This window comes from Arachidicoccus terrestris (assembly GCF_020042345.1).
Lineage (GTDB): Bacteria > Bacteroidota > Bacteroidia > Chitinophagales > Chitinophagaceae > Arachidicoccus > Arachidicoccus terrestris.
Genome location: NZ_CP083387.1, coordinates 1,757,768 through 1,779,423, shown reverse-complemented (window position 1 = coordinate 1,779,423; position 21,656 = coordinate 1,757,768). Strand labels below are relative to the sequence as shown.

The 21,656-nt window shown below is 45.4% G+C and carries 20 protein-coding genes; 15 read left to right on the top strand and 5 right to left on the bottom strand.

The genetic code is table 11. The features are described 5' to 3' along the window. Window positions 1-327: 327 nt before the first annotated feature. From K9M52_RS07215 to K9M52_RS07175, 9 genes are all read left to right on the top strand, one after another. Window positions 328-2,037 carry an OmpA family protein gene (locus tag K9M52_RS07215; RefSeq protein ID WP_224071382.1) on the top strand — a complete coding sequence of 570 codons (1,710 nt, stop codon included), beginning with the start codon at window positions 328-330 and terminating at the stop codon, window positions 2,035-2,037. A 138-nt stretch (window positions 2,038-2,175) separates the two neighbouring features. Continuing rightward, window positions 2,176-2,883 carry a peptidase associated/transthyretin-like domain-containing protein gene (locus K9M52_RS07210; RefSeq protein WP_224071381.1) on the top strand — a complete coding sequence of 236 codons (708 nt, stop codon included), beginning with the start codon at window positions 2,176-2,178 and terminating at the stop codon, window positions 2,881-2,883. A 113-nt stretch (window positions 2,884-2,996) separates the two neighbouring features. Continuing rightward, window positions 2,997-5,351 (top strand): efflux RND transporter permease subunit, encoded by a 2,355-nt coding sequence (locus K9M52_RS07205; protein ID WP_224071380.1) that lies wholly within the window; start codon window positions 2,997-2,999, stop codon window positions 5,349-5,351. 74 nt (window positions 5,352-5,425) lie between these two features. Continuing rightward, window positions 5,426-6,253 carry a glutamate racemase gene (gene murI, locus K9M52_RS07200; protein WP_224071379.1) on the top strand — a complete coding sequence of 276 codons (828 nt, stop codon included), beginning with the start codon at window positions 5,426-5,428 and terminating at the stop codon, window positions 6,251-6,253. A gap of 42 nt (window positions 6,254-6,295) precedes the next feature. Further along, complete coding sequence (locus tag K9M52_RS07195; RefSeq protein ID WP_224071378.1) at window positions 6,296-7,822, top strand: helicase HerA-like domain-containing protein; 1,527 nt, start codon at window positions 6,296-6,298, stop codon at window positions 7,820-7,822. 72 nt (window positions 7,823-7,894) lie between these two features. Continuing rightward, window positions 7,895-8,887: a Gfo/Idh/MocA family protein gene (locus tag K9M52_RS07190; protein ID WP_224071377.1), complete on the top strand. Its 993-nt coding sequence runs from the start codon at window positions 7,895-7,897 to the stop codon at window positions 8,885-8,887. Window positions 8,888-8,917: 30 nt separating this feature from the next. Next, window positions 8,918-10,345 (top strand): sugar transferase, encoded by a 1,428-nt coding sequence (locus K9M52_RS07185; protein ID WP_224071376.1) that lies wholly within the window; start codon window positions 8,918-8,920, stop codon window positions 10,343-10,345. Window positions 10,346-10,377: 32 nt separating this feature from the next. Further along, window positions 10,378-12,543 (top strand): hypothetical protein, encoded by a 2,166-nt coding sequence (locus K9M52_RS07180; protein WP_224071375.1) that lies wholly within the window; start codon window positions 10,378-10,380, stop codon window positions 12,541-12,543. Continuing rightward, window positions 12,537-13,463: a hypothetical protein gene (locus K9M52_RS07175; protein ID WP_224071374.1), complete on the top strand. Its 927-nt coding sequence runs from the start codon at window positions 12,537-12,539 to the stop codon at window positions 13,461-13,463. Before K9M52_RS07180 ends, K9M52_RS07175 begins: the two co-directional genes overlap by 7 nt. Here the strand turns inward: K9M52_RS07175 and K9M52_RS07170 are convergent. Further along, window positions 13,449-14,165: a 2-C-methyl-D-erythritol 4-phosphate cytidylyltransferase gene (locus K9M52_RS07170; RefSeq protein ID WP_224071373.1), complete on the bottom strand. Its 717-nt coding sequence runs from the start codon at window positions 14,163-14,165 to the stop codon at window positions 13,449-13,451. The two genes, K9M52_RS07175 and K9M52_RS07170, sit on opposite strands and share 15 nt — an antisense overlap. Window positions 14,166-14,197: 32 nt before the next feature. On the opposite strand from K9M52_RS07170, the gene K9M52_RS07165 reads away from it, so the two are divergent. From K9M52_RS07165 to rsmI, 4 genes are all read left to right on the top strand, one after another. Continuing rightward, window positions 14,198-15,142, top strand: a complete 945-nt coding sequence (locus K9M52_RS07165; protein ID WP_224071372.1) for an SPFH domain-containing protein — start codon at window positions 14,198-14,200, stop codon at window positions 15,140-15,142. Between the two features lie 8 nt (window positions 15,143-15,150). Then, window positions 15,151-16,008, top strand: a complete 858-nt coding sequence (locus tag K9M52_RS07160; RefSeq protein ID WP_224071371.1) for an NUDIX domain-containing protein — start codon at window positions 15,151-15,153, stop codon at window positions 16,006-16,008. Window positions 16,009-16,083: 75 nt separating this feature from the next. Then, window positions 16,084-16,332 carry a phosphoribosylformylglycinamidine synthase subunit PurS gene (purS, locus tag K9M52_RS07155; protein WP_224071370.1) on the top strand — a complete coding sequence of 83 codons (249 nt, stop codon included), beginning with the start codon at window positions 16,084-16,086 and terminating at the stop codon, window positions 16,330-16,332. Between the two features lies 1 nt (window position 16,333). Then, entirely contained in the window at window positions 16,334-17,038 is a 705-nt protein-coding gene (rsmI, locus tag K9M52_RS07150) for a 16S rRNA (cytidine(1402)-2'-O)-methyltransferase (RefSeq protein WP_224071369.1), read from the top strand. A 47-nt stretch (window positions 17,039-17,085) separates the two neighbouring features. Here rsmI and rnhA read toward each other — a convergent pair whose 3' ends face one another. After that, window positions 17,086-17,553, bottom strand: coding sequence for a ribonuclease HI (gene rnhA / locus K9M52_RS07145; RefSeq protein ID WP_224071368.1), 468 nt, complete (start codon window positions 17,551-17,553; stop codon window positions 17,086-17,088). A 184-nt stretch (window positions 17,554-17,737) separates the two neighbouring features. On the opposite strand from rnhA, the gene K9M52_RS07140 reads away from it, so the two are divergent. Then, a complete protein-coding gene (locus K9M52_RS07140; RefSeq protein WP_224071367.1) occupies window positions 17,738-18,928 on the top strand; it encodes an aspartate aminotransferase family protein in 1,191 nt (396 codons plus the stop codon). 155 nt (window positions 18,929-19,083) lie between these two features. After that, a complete protein-coding gene (locus K9M52_RS07135) occupies window positions 19,084-19,650 on the top strand; it encodes a hypothetical protein (protein ID WP_224071366.1) in 567 nt (188 codons plus the stop codon). Window positions 19,651-19,760: 110 nt separating this feature from the next. Here K9M52_RS07135 and K9M52_RS07130 read toward each other — a convergent pair whose 3' ends face one another. From K9M52_RS07130 to K9M52_RS07120, 3 genes are all read right to left on the bottom strand, one after another. Further along, window positions 19,761-20,396 (bottom strand): carbonic anhydrase, encoded by a 636-nt coding sequence (locus tag K9M52_RS07130; protein WP_224071365.1) that lies wholly within the window; start codon window positions 20,394-20,396, stop codon window positions 19,761-19,763. A gap of 62 nt (window positions 20,397-20,458) precedes the next feature. Beyond that, window positions 20,459-21,214, bottom strand: a complete 756-nt coding sequence (gene fabG, locus K9M52_RS07125) for a 3-oxoacyl-[acyl-carrier-protein] reductase (RefSeq protein ID WP_224071364.1) — start codon at window positions 21,212-21,214, stop codon at window positions 20,459-20,461. Window positions 21,215-21,405: 191 nt separating this feature from the next. Beyond that, complete coding sequence (locus K9M52_RS07120) at window positions 21,406-21,654, bottom strand: hypothetical protein (RefSeq protein ID WP_224071363.1); 249 nt, start codon at window positions 21,652-21,654, stop codon at window positions 21,406-21,408. Window positions 21,655-21,656: the final 2 nt, after the last annotated feature.

Sequence of the window (21,656 nt, the reverse complement as noted above, 5' to 3'; positions counted from 1 at the left end):
TGCTAAGGTAATATTATAAAATTTAAAGGGAAAAATAAACTTTTCATTAGCAAGATAGTCTATTCAACGTTTTATATCAGCTATAACCAGATAACTAATAATTTTAATTTATAGTGTTGAGTGGTTTGGTTTGGCACGATATATGTAAATATGGATAAGAATGAAATTCGTATAAAATATAAACGGTCTTTGAAGGTGGAATTTACTTATATTTAGTAAACAATTAGATAATTAAATGTAATAAATATTTGCTATTTCAATTACTATTACTATTTTTGCTCTCGAATATTCATTGGAAGCATTAAATAAAAAATTAAATCTCAATTTATGGCAAGCAAAAAGTACACGATGATGTTAGGTCTTTTAGGCCTTATCTCGACAGCAGCTTTTGCTCAAGACACCAGTACAACTACTAGCGAGTCTGTGAGCACTCAGGGTACCAGCATCTCTGCCGGCACCAATGCTGACGATTCATGGATCTACGATGGCACTAACAAAGTGCGCGTTACCAAAGAAGATCAGCAGAACGGTTTCTTAAACCACACAAACCCTTATCCTGCTAAACCTCGTAACATGATGGAGCTGGGTATTGGTCTCGGACCCTCTTTCCTGTTCTCGCCAATCGATCCTCGTTTTGGTTATGGAGCAAGCATTTCTTTGAGAAAAGCGCTGGGTCACACTTTCTCTGTAAGATTAGGTTATGGTGCGTCTAACAACTTTGGTCTGGATTACAGAACAAGAAATGCATCTGACACTAAGAATTCTAAGATCATTGCGGCTTATGGTAAAAGTAACAACAACTACTTAGCAAACTATAAGACCTTTATCCAGCAGGCTTCCTTAGACCTGATCGCTGATCTGAACTCTCTTAGTCACTATCGCGGTAATCCTAAAACAAGCTTTTATGCTTTAGTAGGTTATAGCTTTAACATGGCTAACGTAGCAATCAATGCTTTCCAAAAAGATGGAAGTATTTATGATTGGTCTAGCTTACCAGGTGGTTCCAGAAAAGATATCAAGGATTACGCAAAAGATCAATTAAGCAAAGATCAGTCTAACGGTATCCTGGATGTTAAGGGTAAAGATGACATGAACAGACAGTATGAAACAGCAGGCGTTGAAAGAAACGGAACACGTGATGACGCTGTTGGATCAGAAAAAACCATCAACCGTCACGGTTTAGATGCCGGTCTGGGTGTAGCTTTCAAAGTTTCTCCAAGATTCAATATCGGTATCGAGCAGAAGTTCACTATGTTCTTCAACAACTCTGATGTGTTAGCAGGTTTGGTTTTACAAAAACAAGGTCGTAACACTACTTTAAGCTCTACTCAAGTTCGTTTCAACTTCAACCTGGGTAACAGCGATAAGAGAATCGAACCATTGTGGTGGGTTAATCCAAACAACTATGCTTACAACAAGTTAGCGACTCGTGATGTATTACCTGATGCTGATGGCGATGGTGTTACTGATCAGTTTGACCAGGAGCCTAACACTCCAGCTGGTTGCGCTGTAGATACACATGGTCGTTCACTGGATACAGATGGTGACGGTGTACCTGATTGCAGAGACAAACAAGTGCTGACTCCTCAGTCTTGGTTCCCTGTTGATGCTGACGGTGTTGGTACTGAACCAGAACCAGCTTGTTGCCAAGAGCTTCGTGATAAATTAGCTAGCATGCCAGCTCAGGCTGAATGTGCAATCACAAGCTTACCAAGTGTTAACTTCAGTGGTTCTAGCATTAAATTGGATGACGCTGCTCAATCAGCATTGACTTCTGCAGCTGCTCAGTTGAATTCTAATCCTAATTGTAAAGTGAAAATTGTTGGTTACGGTGCTTCTAACAAACGTGCTCAACAGTTAAGCTGGGATAGAGTAAATGCTGTTAAGAACTTCCTGATCGAACAGCAAGGTATCTCTGAAGGTCGTATCATCTTCACTTACGGTTACGATGGTGATGCAAATACAGTAGATCTTCAGCCTACTACTGAGTCAGGTCCTAGCACAGTACCTGCTCCACACCCAAATCTTCAAAAATAATAGCTCCGCTATTTAATTGAAAATACAAAGAGAGTCACTCAGCAATGAGTGGCTCTTTTTTTTGCACAAACCTTATGACACCCTTATTATCTGTTTTGACAGGGATTGCGTAATTTTAGGCTTGATTAAAGCGCTTCTATGTATAGGTTACTACTGATAATATCTGTTTGTCTGCTGTCGGTAACTGTCCGGGGACAGGACACCTATTTTTATGGGTATGTGAAGGACAGTATCACGGAGCTTCCGATTCAGGACGTACACGTATCCACAGGTAATGAGGATACAAGCGATTATACGAACATCCATGGCCTTTTTGTAATCAAGGCCCACGAAGGGGATACGCTGACACTATTGAGAGTCGGCTATTTTAGCCAGAAAATTGCGCTTAAGGGCACTATCCTTAGTGACACACTTCATATTACAATGGTACCTAAAACGCACGAACTGGAGAGTGTTACGGTATCTTCCTATAGCTATGAGGACTACCAGGCAGATAGTGTGGACAGGATTCGCTATTTTGAGCAGGCCATTGGCTATGCCAAACCCTTATTCGATAATGCCAACACGGGAGCAGGGATCGGCATTAGTCTGGAGCGCATATTTAGCCACCGTCAGCAGAATAAAAAAAGGGCACTAAGACTGTTTCAGGAGGTTGAAGAAGAAAAGTACGTGGATTTTCGGTTTAACCCGATCATTGTACATAGCTATACCGGTCTGAAGGGAGATAGCTTGCAACAGTTCATGAACAAATACCGGCCTTCTTATAAATGGTTGCGTAATCATACGCGGCAGGTAGACCTGCTTTATTACATTAATGGCAAGTTGAAAAAATATTTTAAGCGATAAGCGATAATTGCTGCTGCAAAATGGCCTGATTTTCCCATTTCTTAGCGAACTTTACACCCGCCGGCTGTAACGGCAGTGGGCTGGCCAACATTCTTGACTTTAATTATTATACTATGTGGTATAGACTGGGGAAGTGGATCATTAAATGGCGTGTTTTGCTTTTATCTTTGCTGGCCATAGCTACCCTAATTATGGGGTATCTGGCCAAGGATATCAAAATGAGCTATGAATTTTCTAAAGCTATACCCGTTGATAATCAAAAGTACCAGGACTACCAGCATTTTTTAAAGACCTTCGGCCGTGACGGCAATACAGTCGTTGTCGGCATAAAGACCGATAAGTTCTTTACGAAAGACATCTTCAATCAGGTGACTGTACTCCAAAATGGTATTAAGGCGGCCCGTGGTGTTACTGGTGTTTTGAGTGTACCCAGCTCGGTAGATCTGAAAAAGGTTGACAGTCTCCAGAAATTTCAGCCGGAGAATATTTTTTCTCCTCCATACAAGGATCAGGCCCTGTTGGATAGTAATGCCGCACGTTTTCTTAATCTGCCGTTTTACCAGGGACTACTCTACAATAACCAAAAACATGCTTATCTGATTGCGGTTTCACTCAATGACACACTGATCAATAGCAAAGAAAGAACTGATATTATTAATGGCATCATGGCACCTATTGAAGCCTTTGAAAAGGTCTCAGGGCTGGATGTTCATGTGAGCGGCCTGCCTTTTATCCGCACTTCAGTGGGGGATAAGATCGCTCACGAGCTCAATTGGTTTCTGTTGGGGTCTTTTTTGCTTTCGGCCATCACACTCTGGTTATTTTTCAGGTCCGTCAGCGCTATGCTGATGAGTCTTGCGGTAGTCGCTATGGGTGTCATATTCAGTGTAGGCACGATGGTGCTATTAGGCTACAAAATTACCCTGCTTACGGCATTGATTCCTCCTTTAATTGTTGTAATCGGTATTCCAAACTGTATCTACTTTCTCAATAAATACCATGGAGTTTACAAAGAGAAACAGAATAAATACCAATCTATTATTATGATGGTCGGCAGGATGGGCATTGTCACCCTGTTCTGTAATATCGCTGCGGCCATAGGATTTGCTGTATTTGCCTTCACCAGCAGTGACCTTTTGAAAGAGTTCGGGGTGGTAGCCGGGATCAATATTATGGTTCTGTTTTTAATCTCCCTGATCTTCATCCCATCGCTGTTAAGTATGCTGCCGGCTCCTAAAGCGGTACATATGCGCTATCTGGATAACAAATATTTAGCCAGAGTACTGGTTAAAATTGAAAAGTGGGCCTTCTATCATGTGAAGTATGTGTATGGCGTGACTTTTGTCTTACTGGTGGCTGCTGTAATCGGTACCCTTCGCATGAAAGCCGTTTCACATGTGGTGGACGACCTGCCTCATTCCGATAAGATATATACGGATCTTAAATGGTTTGAATCCAACTTTAACGGTGTAATGCCGCTGGAAATTGTCGTTGACGCCAAGAAAAAGAACGGCCTGTTTCGTAACCTGCGCACCATTGATAAGATTGACCAGTTCTCTGCCTATCTGGCAACACAACCCGATGTGGCTAAGCCTTTGTCATTTGTCAATGCTTTAAAATTCGCACGTCAGGCCTTCTACGAGGGGGACAGTACTTATTATGGGGTATTGACCCAGTTTGAAGTGCCGTTTATGGGTAGTTACATTCAGGAAATCAATAAGCAATCCAAGGATGCTGATGCCAGGAAAAATGCCCTCAGTAGTATGGTTAGCCGCTTTATTGATTCTAATAAACAAATAGCCAGGATCAGCGTTAATATGAAGGACGTGGGTACGAAAAAGCTGCCGGTTTTACTGGACAGCTTCCGTCACGAAGCAGACAACTTATTTGACACGGCTCACTATAAAGTCACTTTTACCGGATCTACCGTGACCTTCCTGGAAGGATCTACTTATATCGTTGAAGGATTAGGGGAGAGTATTTTCTGGGCTTTTATTCTGATCGCCCTGGCGATGCTCTACTTATTTAAATCGACCCGGATGCTGTTTTGTTCCCTGATCCCTAACGTGATCCCACTGATCGTGACGGCAGGTGTTATGGGCTGGCTGGGCATTTCTATTAAACCCTCAACCGTGCTGGTTTTCAGTGTGGCGCTGGGGATCGCCATTGATGTGACCATCCGTTTTTTAATTAACTATAAACAGGAATTGCCCCGGCATAATAATGATATTGACGCTACTTTAAAGCAAACGATTATGCATACCGGTATCAGCATTATTTATACCTCCCTGGTACTGGTGGCCGGGTTTATCATCTTTATTTTTAGTGAGTTTGCCGGGACGGAAAGCCTGGGCTGGTTAACTTCTTTGACTTTGGCAGTCGCTACCCTGACCAATCTGGTGTTACTGCCCGTACTGATCAAGACATTGTCCGGTAAAAAGAAACAGGCAGCCCGTACGAATCAATAATTGAACAGCCGCTTTTATACCGGAATGTGCATAAATTGTTTTCGGAAGTCCATGGTTCTGATTAAATTTGAGTCATGCAAGCAAATCATCCAATAGGTATTTTTGACTCCGGCTATGGAGGATTGACCATTTTACGGCAAATACGGTCCATGCTGCCGGATTATGATTATATCTATCTGGGTGACAATGCCAGGGCCCCTTACGGTTCCAGAAGTTTTGAGACCATCTATGAATATACACTTGAGGCCGTTAAGTGGTTCTTTAAACAAGGCTGCCCTCTGGTAATTCTGGCATGTAATACAGCTTCTGCAAAGGCATTGCGCACCATCCAGCAAAAAGATTTGCCGGGTCTGGCACCTGATAACAGGGTGCTGGGTATTGTCCGGCCGACCAGCGAAGTGATTGGTGATATGAGTGAGGGAGGCAATATAGGAATTCTAGCCACTCAGGGCACAGTCGAATCAGAATCCTATCTACTCGAGATCGAGAAGTTCTTCCCTGAAGTAAGTGTGTTTCAGCAGGCTTGCCCGATCTGGGTTCCACTGGTGGAATACGGGGAACAGGACAATCCGGGGACGGATTATTTTGTCCGGAAATATATTGATCTGTTACTTAAAAAAGAACCTCGCATAGATACGGTTTTACTTGCCTGTACGCATTATCCATTATTGCTGGAAAAAATAAAAGAATATATGCCGGTAGATATTCAGGTCATCACGCAGGGTCAGATCGTGGCCGATAGCCTTGCAGATTATCTATTGCGACATTCCGAGTTAACCGAGCGGATTACCAGAGAGGGACAAATGGATTTTTATACGACTGAACGGGCAACCACCTTTAACCGGCAGGCTGAACGGTTTTTTGGAACAGAAGTAGGGGCCACACAAGTGCACAAGCTGTAAGGGGCCTAATCAATAAAGATAATCAGATTAAAATTAGATAATATGGCAGGGGCAGATCAATTTCTAAGTACGATTCAACAGGGTTACCAGTTTAAAGGCGCTTCGGTAAAAATAGGCGTCGGTATGTTGGATGGCAAGGCTGTTAAAGGGGCAGACGTTAATCTGTCGCTGAAAATGATGAACCGGCACGGCCTTATTGCCGGTGCTACCGGTACCGGTAAGACCAAAACGCTACAGACCATCAGTGAATTTCTCAGTGACGCAGGCGTACCGGTAATGCTGATGGATATAAAAGGTGATTTGAGTGGCCTCGCTGCCCCGGGGAGCGAAAATGATAAGATAAAGGGGCGCTATGAATTGTTGGATCTTGATTATACACCCAAGGCATTTCCTGTAGAATTATTGTCACTTAGTAAGGAGAAGGGCGTGCGGCTCAGAGCCACGGTCAGCGAATTTGGACCCATACTGCTCAGTAAGATCCTGGACCTGAATGAAACCCAGGGCTCTTTGGTGGCTGTTATATTCAAATACGCGGATGACCAGAAACTGCCCCTGGTCGGACTAAAGGATTTTATCAAGTTACTGCAGTATGCCAGTAATGAAGGTAAAGATGATATTGAAAAATCTTATGGCAAGATATCCACCGCCTCTACGGGTACAATTCTGAGAAAAGTGATTGAGCTACAGGGGCAGGGTGCGGATGTTTTTTTTGATGAGCCCAGCTTTGAGGTGGCGGACCTGATGCGTAAGACCGGCGAAGGCAAGGGCATGGTCAATATTCTTAGAGTAACAGATTTGCAGGACCGGCCTAAACTTTTTTCTACTTTTATGTTGCAGATGCTGGATGAGCTTTATGCCAGCAGCCCCGAAGAAGGCGACCTGGATTTGCCGAAATTGGTGCTGTTCATCGATGAGGCGCATCTGCTTTTTCAGGAAGCCACAGATGCACTGCAGGAAAAAATAGAGACGGTGATCAAACTTATCCGTTCTAAAGGGATTGGGATCTTTTTCTGTACCCAGAATCCACAGGATGTACCAGCGCCCATACTGAGTCAGCTGGGCCTTAAAGTACAGCATGCACTACGTGCATTCACGGCCAAGGATCGAAAAGCCATTAAGACAGCTGCAGAAAACTTCCCTGAAACAGAATTCTATAAAACAGATGAATTATTGACCCAGATGGGCATTGGCGAGGCGCTGGTAACCATGTTGAATGAAAAGGGAATTCCTACACCCTTGGTGCATACCCTGCTTTGTTCTCCCAGAAGCCGTATGGACATCCTGAGTCCGGAAGAAATCGATGGCGTAGTTGCCGGCAGCAAGCTCGTGGCAAAGTACGAGGCGGTAGTGGATGAAAAGAGCGCCTATGAGATACTGACAGACAAACTGGCCCAGGCCGCTGAACAATCCGAGCCCCCCGCAAAAGATAAAAAGAAAGAGCATGACGGCGGTTTTTTCAGTAATCCAATCGTCAAATCTGCGGCAAGAACGGCGGCTGTTACCATTACAGGTTATATCACCCGCAGTATTATGGGAGCGCTGGGATTGGGCGGAAAGCGCAGGAAGTAATCGCCGGAACGTTTAGGTAGAATATTATTTTAAAGCAATGAGCGGGAGCGACCGCATTTATTTTAAATGAGCATGTATAAGTATAGAGTGGGTGTATTTGGAGCGGGGCATTTAGGTAAATTTCATATTAATAATTGGCTGGAGCTGGAAAAGGCACAGCTGGTCGGATTTTATGATCCCAGTGATCAGGCGGCCGCAGAAGTAATGAATAAATATGGCCTGAAGCGGTTTGAGAGTCCTGAAAGCTTGATAGCAGCTATCGATATTGCGGATATCGTGACACCAACCGATCATCACTTTGAAATGTGTGAGCTCGCCATTAAGAATGGCAAGCACGTTTTTGTGGAAAAACCCCTGGCTTATACCCTGGAAGAAGGTAAGCGGCTTATAGAGATGATCAAAGAAGCGAATGTAAAGGTACAGGTCGGACATGTCGAGCGGTTTAATCCGGCATTTGTAGCCGCCCGTAACTACAGCCTGAATCCTATGTTCATCGAGGTACACCGCCTGGCACAGTTCAATCCCAGAGGAACAGAAGTGAGTGTGATCATGGATCTGATGATCCATGATCTGGATATCATCCTCAGCCTTGTGAAAAGTGACGTGAAACATATTTCTGCCAGCGGGGTCTGCGTTTTGACAGACACTCCCGATATTGCCAATGTACGCATTGAGTTCAATAACGGCTGTGTAGCCAATCTCACGGCCAGCCGTATCAGTATGAAAAAAATGCGTAAGATCCGGCTTTTCCAGAAGGATGCCTATATCGGAATCGATTTTATGGAGAAAAAGACTGAAATCATCAAAATGAAAGGTGAGGCTGACCAGGAAGCCTTTAGTTTTGATATTGATGTAGCCGAAGGCAGGAAAAAGACCATTGCCATTGCCAACCCCAAAATCAAAGAAACCAATGCAATAAAAGAAGAGCTTTCTGCGTTTATAAATTCAATTGAAAATGGTAAACCGGTTATTGTGAGTGAGATTGACGGCTATCTGGCGATGGAAGTGGCTCACAAGATTCTGGAGAAAATCAATAAAAATAATGCTATTGCACTGCAGGGATAAATAGTTCATGCGTGCATAACCTATACATGCATGAATGAGAAAGCCCTAATATTAAAGAACAAAGCCAAAACCTATTATTTTTTATTAGACTTTCTGTCCGTTATTCTGGTTTGGGTGATTATTGTCCTGGTGCGGTCTGAAAAGATGCATATATCGGGTGAACGTTTCTTGATCTCCGGCCAGTTGATTCGCTCGCTACTGGTATTTACCTTCTGGCTGCTGCTGTTTACCGTTACCGGCGCTTACAGGTATTCTGTTTTTGAAAAGTCCCGTGTCAACGAATTTTTTGTCACTTTTTTCCAGACCCTGTTTGGCTGCCTGATCATCTTTTTTATCTTGTTCCTCAGAGATAAGCAAGGCTATGGCTATCATTTTAAGATATTCTTTCTTTATTGGTGGCTGCAGCTCTGCCTGACTTATTTTCTCAGGGGATTGCAGCTCAAATGGGCCAAACAAAAAATGAAGAGCGGCGATTTTTTTTTTACGACGCTGCTGATCGGCAACCGCTATAAAGCATTAAAGGCCTTTTATTCTGTAGAGGATTTTTATAAGAACCTGGGATATAGAATTGTCGGGTTTTTGACAACCAGTTTTGGGCATTCCCCGGTGACCGCCACGCTGGAAAGCAAGATCAAATGGTTGGGTATTGCAGAGGACCTGAGTGTCGTTATGAAAGCCCACAGGATTGATCAGGTCATTGTTGCGCTGGAGGAAGATGAGATTCAAATGATGCAACCATTGATCAGCGCACTGAGTGAATACGATGTACTGATTCGTATTGTTGCAGAGGATATGGATATCATCAAGGGATCTGTTAAGACATCAAATGTACTCAATGCCCCTTTTATTACCATTAATACCACAGTAATGGTGGATTGGCAGTATAACCTGAAAATGGTCCTCGATAAGTTCTTTTCTGTGATTGGTATTCTTGTTTTTAGCCCCGTCATCCTGTTTGTTGCCATCCGTACCTATTTTTCCGTTAAGGGTTCTATCATTTATTCCCAGGAAAGGATCGGCTTTAAAGGCAAACCCTTTAATATCTACAAGTTTAGATCGATGATCCCACAGGCCGAGAAAGACGGCCCTCAGTTATCCTATGATGACGACAAGCGGATCACTTCCTGGGGACGGGTAATGCGTCGCTGGCGGCTGGATGAACTGCCTCAGTTCTGGAATGTCCTCAAGGGGGAAATGAGCCTGGTAGGACCGAGACCGGAACGGGCGTACTTTATTGAGCAGATCATGGAACATAACCGCTATTATAAATATCTGCTCAAAGTGAAACCGGGGTTGACTTCCTGGGGTATGGTCCGGTTTGGTTACGCGTCCAGTGTCCGGGAAATGCTGGAAAGAATGCAGTATGACCTGATGTATATTGAGAATGCATCCCTTTTGATCGACTTTAAGATTATATTACATACATTAAAAATCATATTTTTGGGTAAGGGGAAATAGTCCCGTTACCAATACTATCATCATTTTACTATATGAAAAGAGGCATATTCTGCATATTTTTTATGAGCTGTCTGACCGTGCTGGCTATAAAGCCTGGGGTTGCCTGGGCACAGGCGGTAAAAGAAGTTACGGATATGTCGCCGTCCCTGCAGGTACACTATGAATTATTTGCTTCTGGTCAGGCAGAAAGCGGCCTGACTCAGACACCGGGCGTCCTGCGCTTCCTTACGGGCTATGAGAAGATCTATGTCCGTAATACCGGCACTGCTCCGGTAAAACAGGTCAAGATTCGGGTATACCCGAACAGCTACAGCAGTGACAGCACAGCGTTAAGCGAGAGGCTGCTGCAGGCGCGTGATCTAAGACTCTATTTTGCCGACACCAGTCAGCTTGGCAATATTAAGGAATTGAATTTTACTGCAAAGGATCAGGTCTTGGTAAAGGAGGATCCTGCCGGAACCGGGGAATTTATTACACTTACGCTGCCTGCCGCATTGGCATCTGGTGATTCTGTCATGATACGGACACCGTTTTTACTGCAGCTGCCGGCACGCCTAATTGATATCGGTTATGTAGAGAAAGAAGCCGTGAGTTATCTGAAAGACTGGTTCCCTCAGGTGGCGTTCCCGGCAGGCGTCACGGCGCTGAAAAGCAATCTCCTGCTTCATTTAACGATACCCGGAGGGCTGAACTGCAGGGTGGATGGTGTCCTGCAAGAGGCGGCGACTTTGGATTCTTCAGACTTTAATACCTTTCAGCTGGCGATGGGGGCACATGCCACCGTTGCCATACAGGCGAAAGGAGTACTGCCTGAAAATTCATCTGCAGCCGATACGGCAAAGCCACCGGCCACCGGCTTTTTTAAAAAATTACTGCCCGGGCCGCTTGCAGCCAAGCGGCCGGCAAGACCTGACAGCCTGATGGCACAAATGGCGGCAGCCCGGCGTGGCACCTTGATCAGTAGTCATAAACCGGTTAAGCCCGCATTTTTGTTTAATTTTAAGGAAGCAGACGCTAAAAGATATTTATCCCTGAGTCCGGCTATCGGTTATAATAACTATGATAAATGGATGCCCGGGATACTGGTTCATAACTATGGGCTGCCGGCCGGTAAATTTAATTTTTTGCTTGCTCCCCTGTATAGCACAGGGGACCATACCCTGAGCGGTATCGGTCGCTTAAGTTTTACAGACCGTCATGTATCGAATGCCTGGCAAATTTCTGTCGATGCCGGTTATTATGCTTTTAATGCCTTCAATAGCTGGGCAGATGGGGCGGGCCATGTACATGAGGGAGATAAAATGCGCCTTTTACGTATTGTGCCGGCGATCCGGTATAAATGGTATCCGGATAATCACACCACCGATAAGGTATGGAAGATTGCGGCAAAGTCTTATATACTCCGCCGGGACAGCTGGGTGTTGGAAAATGATGATCAGTTTTTGGACAAAACGACCTCCGCGATCGGAGAAATAAAGGCCGCTTTGATGGATAACAGGGCGCTGTATCCCTATAGTCTTCAATTAAAATTGCAGGGTACAGACCAGTTTTTGAGAGCCGGCCTGACGGGTAAATATTTCCTGAACTATGATGCCAAAGGAAACGGGCTGCAATTGCGTGGATTTGCCGGAAAATTCTTTTATCTGAAGGAAAAGAATGTCCTTCGTTCTTTTAATCTCAGGGATTATTTTTTTAATCTGAGCGGTGCAACAGGCGCGCAGGATTTTACCTATAGTGATTATTATATAGGACGTTCTGCATTTGAGGGCTGGATGAGTCAGCAGATGGCCGTTTCGGACGGGTTCTTTAAGGTTTCAACACCCTATCTGCAGGATCCTCTGGGCCAGACGGATAGCTGGCTGGCGGCCGTCAATCTGACGACCGACCTGCCTGAAGGACTCAATCCGTTTGCTGTTCTTCCTTTTCGGTTACCGGTCCGGTTATTTGCGGATATGGGTACTTACGGAGATCTGTGGTCTGAAAATCCTGCCGCCGGCAGGTTCCTGTATGACGCCGGTGTGCAGGTCAGTGTGTTAAAAGAAGCGGTAACGATTTATTTTCCGCTGTTCTATAGTAAGGTATACAGAGATTATTATAAGTCAATGGGAGATATGGGTGGTTTTGGACAAAGGATCCGTTTCTCCATAAGTCTGGGTAACCTAATGCCTAAACGATTGCATAAAGATATACAATGGTAAGCCTTTGTTCGACAGATATAGCCATTCTGCCGGCGATAAAACTGGATAAAGCCAAATGGGATCACTGTGTGTTCTCGGACCCTCATGGCAGTTTTTTTGCCGCCCATGATTATCTTTCTTATATGGCACCCGGTTGGGGCGGCCTGGTATTGAACGATTATCAGGCAGTGCTGCCGATCATATATAATAGTAAGTTTGGAATAAAATATATGACGGGCCTTCCTTTTGTAAAACAATTGGGATTGATGGGGGATTGGCAACCTTCTCATAAAGAAGCTGTTTTTAATACCATTCATCGTTTTGCAAAATATGGTGATGTCTGTTTTAATCAAAACAATGGAGCTTTAGTAGATAGAAGCGCCTGCGCTCAACCCAATTATGAACTTGATCTGAATCAGGGATACGTAGATATATATAACGGGTATCATAAGACACTCAGAAAAAGGCTCCGCCGGATATCCCAGGATCAAAATTTATGTGTGGTATCGGCAGACGGCAGGGAAGTAATCTCCCGGTACCAGGGTTTTCTTGCAAAGAAAACCCCCTTAGACCTCCGGGAAGACTTTAAACGGTTAGCGGCGTTATTACAGACCCCGTTCGGCGCCGCGCATTTTACTCCCTATAAGGTGATGACTCAAAACAAGGAAGAAGTGTTTTTTGGGCTATATGGTAAAGATGTTTTCAGGATCTACAAATTTATGACGGCCGTCACACAAGAAGGAAGAAATGCAAACGCATCTGCATTTGCACTGGATCATCTTATCGGTCAATATGCCGGGACAGGCCGGATATTCGATTTTATGGGTTCTGCCCTACCTGGTGTCCGAAGCTTTATTGAGAGCTTTGGGGCGGATATGAGACCCTATTATCTGTACCATTATAATCACCTGCCATGGCCACTTAAATTATTCAAAAGGTGAGCCGCCACCGGATGCCCTTGCTCTTTTATTTATAATCGCTTCGGCCACGATCAGATCGATGGGTCGGGTAATTTTCAGATTTTCAGGATCGCCCTCTACCAGAAATACCTGCTCACCCATTGCCTCTAACACGGAAGCCTCATCGGTAAACCCAGTCTGATAGGGCTGCTCAAAAGCCTGTTTTAATAAGCTGCTCTTAAAAGTCTGCGGCGTCTGCACAAGTCTCACAGCTGTTCTGTCTATTGCTTTGGATCGCTGCTCCTCACCTTCCCCTGTTATCATCATGCGCATACTGTCTGTGGCCGGACAGACCGGAATGGCGGACCCGTTCAGCATTGCTGCATGATAACAGCGTTGAATCAGTGAAGGGCTTACTAAACAGCGAACGCCGTCATGTACGAATACAATACTGTCGGCCGCGGTCAGCGCTAATCCATTGGCAACAGAGTGAAACCTGGAACCACCTCCGGGGGTAATGGTCAGCTGCGTTTTGTAAGGCAGCTGTTCCAGTAATTGCCGGCCATAGGTTATCTGATCTGAAGGAAGCACCCATATGATTCTGATATCTGAAAAGGCCTCGATAAATGCTGCTGTCGTATGCAATAAAATGGCTTTACCTGCCAGCGGCAGAAACTGTTTAGGCAGGTCGGACCGCATGCGGGTCCCAGACCCTGCAGCAACAATAATAGCAATTTTGTCCATAGGTCAAAAGTACCTAACTTTCAGAAAAAAATATGATACCTCTGTATGTTCTTTTAGTGGTTCTGGTGATTATTATCTTTAGCGGACTGGTCAGCGTGAACCAGGGGACGATTGCTGTTGTTACCATGTTTGGTAAGTACCGCCGTATTTTACCGGCCGGGCTGAATTTTAAAATTCCCATCCTGGAAAGGATCTATAAAAGGATCAGTATTCAGAACCGCTCTATTGAAATGGAATTTCAGGCGGTCACTTTTGATCAGGCCAATGTCTATTTTAAGACCATGCTGCTCTATGCGGTCATGAGTGCCGATGCAGAGACGATCAAAAAAGTTGCTTTTAAATTTATTAATGACAGAGAATTAATGCAGGCGCTGGTCAGAACGATCGAAGGGAATGTCAGGTCTTATGTCGCTACCAAAAAGCAGGCAGAGATACTGGCCCTGCGCCGTGAGATCGTAGGTTCGGTCAAACAGGAAGTGGATCAGGTACTCGAAGAGTGGGGGTATCACCTGCTGGATCTTCAGATCAATGATATCACCTTTGACCAGGTCATCATGGAATCCATGAGTAAAGTCGTAGCCAGCAATAACCTGAAGGCGGCTGCTGAAAATGAAGGCCAGGCTTTACTGATTACCAAGACCAAGGCAGCTGAGGCGGATGGGAATGCCATTAAAATCTCTGCGGAGGCCGAGCGGGAAGCTGCCAGGCTGAGAGGACAGGGGGTCGCATTATTCAGAGAAGAAGTCGCGCGCGGGATGAGTGATGCGGCTGAGCAGATGAAACAGGCAAATCTGGATACCAATGTGATTTTATTCAGTATGTGGACGGAAGCGATTCAGAATTTTGCCGAATATGGAAAAGGCAATATGATCTTTCTGGACGGTAGTGCGGATGGCATGCAAAGAACCATGAAAGAATTAATGGCGATGATGCAAATGCGTGACGGGACGAAACAAACGAAGGAACCATTAAAGTAAAATAGACAATGAGCCATTTTAATGTGCGGGTATATGGCGTATTGGTGCAGCAGGGGAAGCTCCTGGTCAGCGATGAGTATATCAAAGGGCAGTTTTATACCAAGCTGCCGGGTGGCGGACTGGAACCGGGAGAAGGTACCCGTGATTGCCTGGCAAGAGAATTCAGGGAAGAGACCGGCCTGGATATCACAGTCGGAGCGCATTTATATACAACTGATTTTTATCAGCAGTCGGCTTTTGACCCGGGTGATCAGATCATCTCTATCTATTACTGGGTGCATTGCGCCGATCTTTCCTGTCTGAATACCCATACCGAGCCTTTTGATTTCGAAGGCGCCGTTGAGGCGCATCCGGATCAGGATGCGGAGACTTTTAGATGGGTGGATTGGCATTGCCTGTCTGAAGAGAGCATGTCTCTGCCGATAGATAAGCATGTTGTGGCACTTATATTGGCGCATAGGCCGAATGCAAGCGATATAACGGCCTCGACACAACCGGCTGCCTATTATATTCAAAAAGCCCCGTTTATTGTGCCGACAACGGACGGGAAGTTAATTGAGGAGCATTTTGGCGCAGCATCCACGGGCAGAAAGGATATCAGCATTGCCCATATGGTCGCCCCTGCCGGTTGGTCAGAACCCGCTCAATGGCCGGAGTTTGACGAATGGACCCTGGTCAACGCAGGCAAAAAATGCCTGGAAATTAATGGGGAAGAGATCATACTGGACGCCGGCCAGAGTATCTGGGTCTCTAAAGGAGTCAGGGTGAGGTACAGTAACCCCTTTGATGTGCCTTGTGACTATTGGAGCGTTTGCCTTCCGGCATTTTCTCCCGACCTGGTACACCGGGAAGGTGGCGAGCGTTAATTGAGAATAATTGCCGGTCTGATTTTCAGATAGCAGATTTTTAGGTTACCTTTGCCCTTCAAAATTTTGTTAGTTATGACGTACCATGTACAGATAAAAGTGATGCCTTTAAAGGATTTATTAGATCCTCAGGGAAAGGCCGTTATGGGTGGATTGGATAACCTGGGTATTCATGATGTCCAGGATATCCGCATCGGTAAGCATATTACCATGGAAATCGATGCCGCCAGCGAAGAGGCTGCTAAGCAGATCGCGGAGACCACGGCCACCAAACTGCTGGCCAATCCTGTTATGGAATATTTTGAAATCGAGTTGATCGGCTAAGGTGTCCCAAGGTCGCCTTTCGGTCAATGCTACCTATACCATGCTTTATATTGTACCCACTCCCGTCGGCAATCTTAAAGATATCACTCTGCGTAGTATTGAAGTATTACAGGAGGTAGATCTGATCTTATGTGAGGATACCCGCACCTCGGGTAAACTGCTGAGCCATTATGGCATTCAGAAGCCTTTGATGGCGTATCATATGCATAACGAGCATAAGATCGTAGACCGGCTGGTCGACCAGCTGAGCGGAGGTAAGAAAATTGCACTTATTACGGATGCGGGTACGCCGGGGATCTCGGACCCGGCATTTTTGCTGGTACGGGCCTGTGCACACCGCAATATCCGCGTGGAGTCCCTGCCTGGAGCCACGGCTTTCGTGCCAGCGCTGGTGAGTAGCGGTATCCCCTGTAACAGGTTCTGCTTTGAGGGGTTTTTACCGCTCAAAAAAGGCCGGCAGACACTCATGAAATTACTGGCCGAAGAGACCAGGACCATGGTATTTTATGAAAGCCCGATGCGGCTGGTAAAGACCCTGAAAGAAATGGCCACTTATTTTGGGCCTGATCGTCCCTGCAGTGTCAGCCGGGAACTTACAAAGTTATATGAGGAAACCAGAAGGGGGACCTTGCAAGAGGTACATGACCATTATGTGGCCACTGGTGTAAAAGGAGAGATCGTCCTTATCGTGCAGGGGAAATCGTAACCTTCTCTGGTCAAATTCAAAATCTCTTTCCAGGAGTTATATAAATATCAGGGATTTTCTGCTTCATATGCATGATCTATCCCTAATTGGCCTTTATTATCGGCAGCCTTAGTGGCTAATGCGTCACAACGGTTGTTATAGGGGTTATCTGCATGACCTTTCACCCAATGGAACCTTACCGTAAAATCTTTGGCGATGGCGGCATATCTGAGCCAGAGATCTTTATTTTTTTTGCCGCCTTTAAAATCATTACGAATCCAGCCATCCAGCCACCTCTTCTCAACACTGTTGACGACGTACTGGCTGTCGGTATATATCTTCACAGCAATCTGCTTTCTGGTCAGTGATTCCAGGGCTATAACCACCGCTAAAAGCTCCATGCGGTTATTGGTGGTTTTTCTGAACCCGGCAGAAAATTCTTTGATATGCTGGCCGTACATCATGACAATACCATAACCTCCCGGTCCCGGGTTGCCTCTGGATGCGCCGTCTGTATAAATGATCAATTCTGACATAAGGCTGCGAAGATAACAGATAATTTATTGTGCTATCTATGGGTGAAAAGAAAACTAGATGCACAACGGGCAATACGTTGTTCTTATTGCCGTTAAATTCCTGCTTTAATAAGCAGTTCGGTTAACAAATTGTAATTTTGCCACTCACAACAGGCACAATAAGCTACGCAAACAAACAACAATAATGAATAACCGGGAATTATTTTTACAGCATGTGGCCCAGACTTCAGATGCTCCGATGGCACTGGAAATGGTCTCCGCCGAAGGTATTTATCAGAAAGATGCAGAAGGAAAGACATATATAGATCTGATCTCCGGTTTCAGTGTCTGTAATATCGGTCATGGTCATCCTAGGGTCTTATCGGCTATCGAAAAGCAAATGAAAGCCTATATGCACCTGATCGTCTATGGAGAATTTATCGAGGCGCCGCAGGTGCGCTATGCCAAAAGGCTCTGTGACCTACTGCCTGGGCATCTGAACAGTGTATTTTTCACCAATAGTGGTGCGGAAGCTGTTGAGGGAGCCATGAAACTAGCAAAAAGGGTAACCGGGCGGCCCAAAATGATCTGCTTTAACAATAGCTATCACGGATCTACACAGGGGGCACTCAGCCTGATCGGTGATGAGTATTTCAGGCAAAATTTCAGGCCATTACTGCCCGGCATTTATCATTATGACTACAATGATCCCGCCGTAGTAGCTTCCATCGATACGGATACCGCTTGCGTTATCATGGAAACCGTGCAGGCGGAAGCCGGCATCATTAGCCCGGATCCAGAATGGATCAAAGCCATCCGGGAGAAATGTACGGCAACAGGTACATTATTGATCCTGGATGAAATTCAGGCGGGTTTTGGCAGAACCGGCCATCTGTTCGCCTTTGAAGGGTATGGGATAACGCCTGATATTTTGTTGGTCGCCAAAGCGCTGGGTGGCGGCATGCCGCTCGGGGCTTTTATTGCAGACAGAAACCTCATGCAGCAATTGACCTATAATCCGGTACTTGGACATATCAGCACCTTTGCGGGGCATCCGGTCAGCTGCGCTGCAGGGCTGGCCGCGTTAGATGTACTGCTGGAAGGTCATTATATTGAAGCGGTACCAGAGAAAGAGCATATCTTACAACAGCGTTTGCGCCATCCGGCCATCAGAAAAATACGGACGGCCGGGCTCTGGGCCTGCCTGGAATTTAAGGATTTTGATACCAATAAAAAGGTGATTGAACACTGTATTAGAGCGGGGCTGATCGCGGACTGGTTTTTGTTTAATCCCTCAGGACTGCGCATCGGCCCGCCTTTGATCATCACAAAGGAGCAGCTGGAGGAAGTCTGCGATAAAATCCTCGATTCCATTAGAGCATCCGGAGTCGATTAAACATTATCAATTGATTATCAGCTTCTAATTTGCAATGTTTTCGGATTGTTAAAAACTACCTATTGTTCGGTTTTAGCAATTTCTTTTGACGGGAGGGTGAATTAAAATCGTAACTTCATAGGAGCGATTTTGCTTTCACACTAAATATAGATGTCATGGCAAATCTAATTGAATCCGTACAGCGCCATCTGGCCTTTGCCAGACTGGAAAAGGAAAGCCCCAATCAACAAAAAGCTGATCCCACCTGTCATAAATACCACCCTGAAAAGCTAGATCAGGCCTGTATCAGTGCCGTATTGGCTGGGATTTATCAATTTACCCGGGAAGAAAGTGAAGCGGCTAAGCTGCTGATGCCTAAAATGAACCGGACCTGGCTGGAAGTCGTCTTCCATAAGTATCCGGCGCAACTGGAAAAAAAGATAGCGGATTATACCCAGTGTGCTCCCAATGTCATCCGTCAGCATCTATATGCGGTCGCGCAGAAAGCGGTCCTGGAAATCAAAAGCGCTGTTGGCTCCCGAGCCACCGGCAGAGAAGTCAAATCTTATCTGACCAGCCAGCGTATGGCCATCCTGACCCGGCTGCCCGCCGAGCTGGAAGTCGGCTCTTTGCTGCATAATACCACGCTTGACGATGCGACCAATAAAATGCATGGCCCGTTCTCAGACTTTATGCATTGGGTAGAGACCTATATGGCCGAGCCCCAGACACCACTGTATTAGGGTTTGAACTGTTAAAAAGAACGTAGGGCAAAAAATAAATCCCGCTACTGTTTATTGGAAAGGCCGGTAAAGCAGGAGCGGGATTGTTCGTCTATGCAAAATGCCAGGAGTTAAATGTCGTCATACTGATAGATCGGGTCTAGCGGCTCACCGGGATGCATTTCATAGATAGGGTTGATCTTCCCATCTTCCAGGCCATAGACCCATCCATGGAGGTGAGGAATCTGTTCATGCTTCCACGCCCGTTGGATAATTGACGTCTTAGCCAGGTGTTTTACCTGCTCCACAACATTGAGCTCTACCAGCCTTCTGGCCTTGAGTGTTTCATCTTTGATCCCATCCAGCTCTTGTTCATATAGCATGTAGACATCCTTAATCTGTCTGAGCCACATGTTGAGGACAAGATCGACATTGTGGTTAGACAGTGCAGCACCGACACCACCGCATCCATAATGTCCGCAGACAATGACATGTTTGACATGAAGATGCCGTACGGCGTAATCCAATACACTCAGAAAGTTAACGTCTGTATGGATCACCAGGTTAGCAATATTGCGGTGTACGAAGATTTCACCAGGTAGGGTTCCGGTAATCCGGTCTGCCGGTACCCGCGAATCACTGCAGCCGATCCACAGGATCTCCGGGTTCTGAACTTTGGCCAGGTCTTTAAAAAATTCTGGTTCCTGAAGGGCAACCTTCTCTGCCCATTGCTTGTTGCTTTGCAAGACTTTTTTGATGATCTCCATTTTTCTTTTTTTTTAATTAATTGCGAAAAAAAAATCGGACAATTGCCCGATTTTAAATATTGTTACATCAGCATTCCGCCACAGGTATTGATCACTTGTCCCGTAATAAAGGAACTCAGATCTGAACCGAGGAATAAGGCCGTATTGGCAACCTCCTCGGCCTTGCCAAACCGTCCGAGCGGGATGCTTTTCAGATAAGCATCTCCCGCCGGATTATCTTTGAGGTAACTGGTCATATCTGTTTCGATGAATCCGGGAGCGATGACATTACAGCGAATGTTTCTGCTACCCAGTTCCTGTGCTATGGATTTGGTAAATCCGATAATGCCCGCCTTGGAGGCAGAATAGCCGCTTTGGCCTGCGTTGCCGGCAATGCCTACCACAGAGCTCATGTTGATGATCGAGCCGGATTTGGCTTTCATCATTGGACGGATTACGTGTTTTGTGATATTATACACGCTGTTCAGGTTAGTCTCAATAACAGCGTGCCATTGATCAGGAGTTAACCTGAGTAATAGGTTATCCTTGCTGATCCCTGCGTTGTTGATACAGATGTCAACTTTCCCAAAACTGTCCACGACCTCTGCTATAAAACTTTCTGCCTGGTCGAACTCAGCTGCGTTGCTTTGCCAGGCCTTTGCCTGAACTCCCATTGCCTTTAGTTTTTCAGTGAGTGCTTCTGCCTTTTCCTTACTGCTGTCGCTGACATAAGTAAATGCAATATTAGCACCCTGCTCTGCAAACTTTAAGGCCATTGCTTCCCCAATGCCACGGGCAGCCCCGGTAATGATCGCTACTTTATCTTTTAATAAACTCATGGACGGTACGTAATTCTAATGATTAATTTTAATTGAATTGAGGGTCAAAATTAAGACATGTCACCTAAATTGCCTAAGCTGATGTCACAGCAATAGGCCATCAGCCCGTTATAGGCTCAATATCAAAACTTTATCTTTTTTACTGAACATTGCCGAAGTGCCTGTCACAGGTTACCGTAGGGCCGACAGTATTATGACTGCTGTTGATGTTGTTCTTTGAGCAGGCGGCCCAGTTGTCTCAACCAGTACAGGCAAAGTAAAAACCAAGCCAGCAGGATGCCGCCATTTATATAGATTTTAGTGGTTCTGCCCAACCGGACCGCCAGATAGAGTGAATAGCCATAGATCAACATAAAGATAACAGAAACGATGATGCCGATCTGGTATTTGTTCTCTCTGGGATCTTTGACTCTTTTTTTAGAAACTTGCTTGTTATTCATGC

Excerpts from the sequence above, each read along its gene's own strand:
- K9M52_RS07140 (WP_224071367.1), top strand. The coding sequence starts at position 17,738 with ATGAATAACCGGGAATTATTTTTACAGCATGTGGCCCAGACTTCAGAT.
- fabG (WP_224071364.1), bottom strand. The coding sequence starts at position 21,214 with ATGAGTTTATTAAAAGATAAAGTAGCGATCATTACCGGGGCTGCCCGT.
- K9M52_RS07190 (WP_224071377.1), top strand. The coding sequence starts at position 7,895 with ATGTATAAGTATAGAGTGGGTGTATTTGGAGCGGGGCATTTAGGTAAA.
- K9M52_RS07160 (WP_224071371.1), top strand. The coding sequence starts at position 15,151 with ATGAGCCATTTTAATGTGCGGGTATATGGCGTATTGGTGCAGCAGGGG.
- K9M52_RS07135 (WP_224071366.1), top strand. The coding sequence starts at position 19,084 with ATGGCAAATCTAATTGAATCCGTACAGCGCCATCTGGCCTTTGCCAGA.
- murI (WP_224071379.1), top strand. The coding sequence starts at position 5,426 with ATGCAAGCAAATCATCCAATAGGTATTTTTGACTCCGGCTATGGAGGA.
- K9M52_RS07120 (WP_224071363.1), bottom strand. The coding sequence starts at position 21,654 with ATGAATAACAAGCAAGTTTCTAAAAAAAGAGTCAAAGATCCCAGAGAG.
- K9M52_RS07195 (WP_224071378.1), top strand. The coding sequence starts at position 6,296 with ATGGCAGGGGCAGATCAATTTCTAAGTACGATTCAACAGGGTTACCAG.
- K9M52_RS07130 (WP_224071365.1), bottom strand. The coding sequence starts at position 20,396 with ATGGAGATCATCAAAAAAGTCTTGCAAAGCAACAAGCAATGGGCAGAG.
- K9M52_RS07185 (WP_224071376.1), top strand. The coding sequence starts at position 8,918 with ATGAATGAGAAAGCCCTAATATTAAAGAACAAAGCCAAAACCTATTAT.
- K9M52_RS07210 (WP_224071381.1), top strand. The coding sequence starts at position 2,176 with ATGTATAGGTTACTACTGATAATATCTGTTTGTCTGCTGTCGGTAACT.
- K9M52_RS07170 (WP_224071373.1), bottom strand. The coding sequence starts at position 14,165 with ATGGACAAAATTGCTATTATTGTTGCTGCAGGGTCTGGGACCCGCATG.
- K9M52_RS07175 (WP_224071374.1), top strand. The coding sequence starts at position 12,537 with ATGGTAAGCCTTTGTTCGACAGATATAGCCATTCTGCCGGCGATAAAA.
- K9M52_RS07205 (WP_224071380.1), top strand. The coding sequence starts at position 2,997 with ATGTGGTATAGACTGGGGAAGTGGATCATTAAATGGCGTGTTTTGCTT.
- K9M52_RS07165 (WP_224071372.1), top strand. The coding sequence starts at position 14,198 with ATGATACCTCTGTATGTTCTTTTAGTGGTTCTGGTGATTATTATCTTT.
- purS (WP_224071370.1), top strand. The coding sequence starts at position 16,084 with ATGACGTACCATGTACAGATAAAAGTGATGCCTTTAAAGGATTTATTA.
- K9M52_RS07180 (WP_224071375.1), top strand. The coding sequence starts at position 10,378 with ATGAAAAGAGGCATATTCTGCATATTTTTTATGAGCTGTCTGACCGTG.
- rnhA (WP_224071368.1), bottom strand. The coding sequence starts at position 17,553 with ATGTCAGAATTGATCATTTATACAGACGGCGCATCCAGAGGCAACCCG.
- K9M52_RS07215 (WP_224071382.1), top strand. The coding sequence starts at position 328 with ATGGCAAGCAAAAAGTACACGATGATGTTAGGTCTTTTAGGCCTTATC.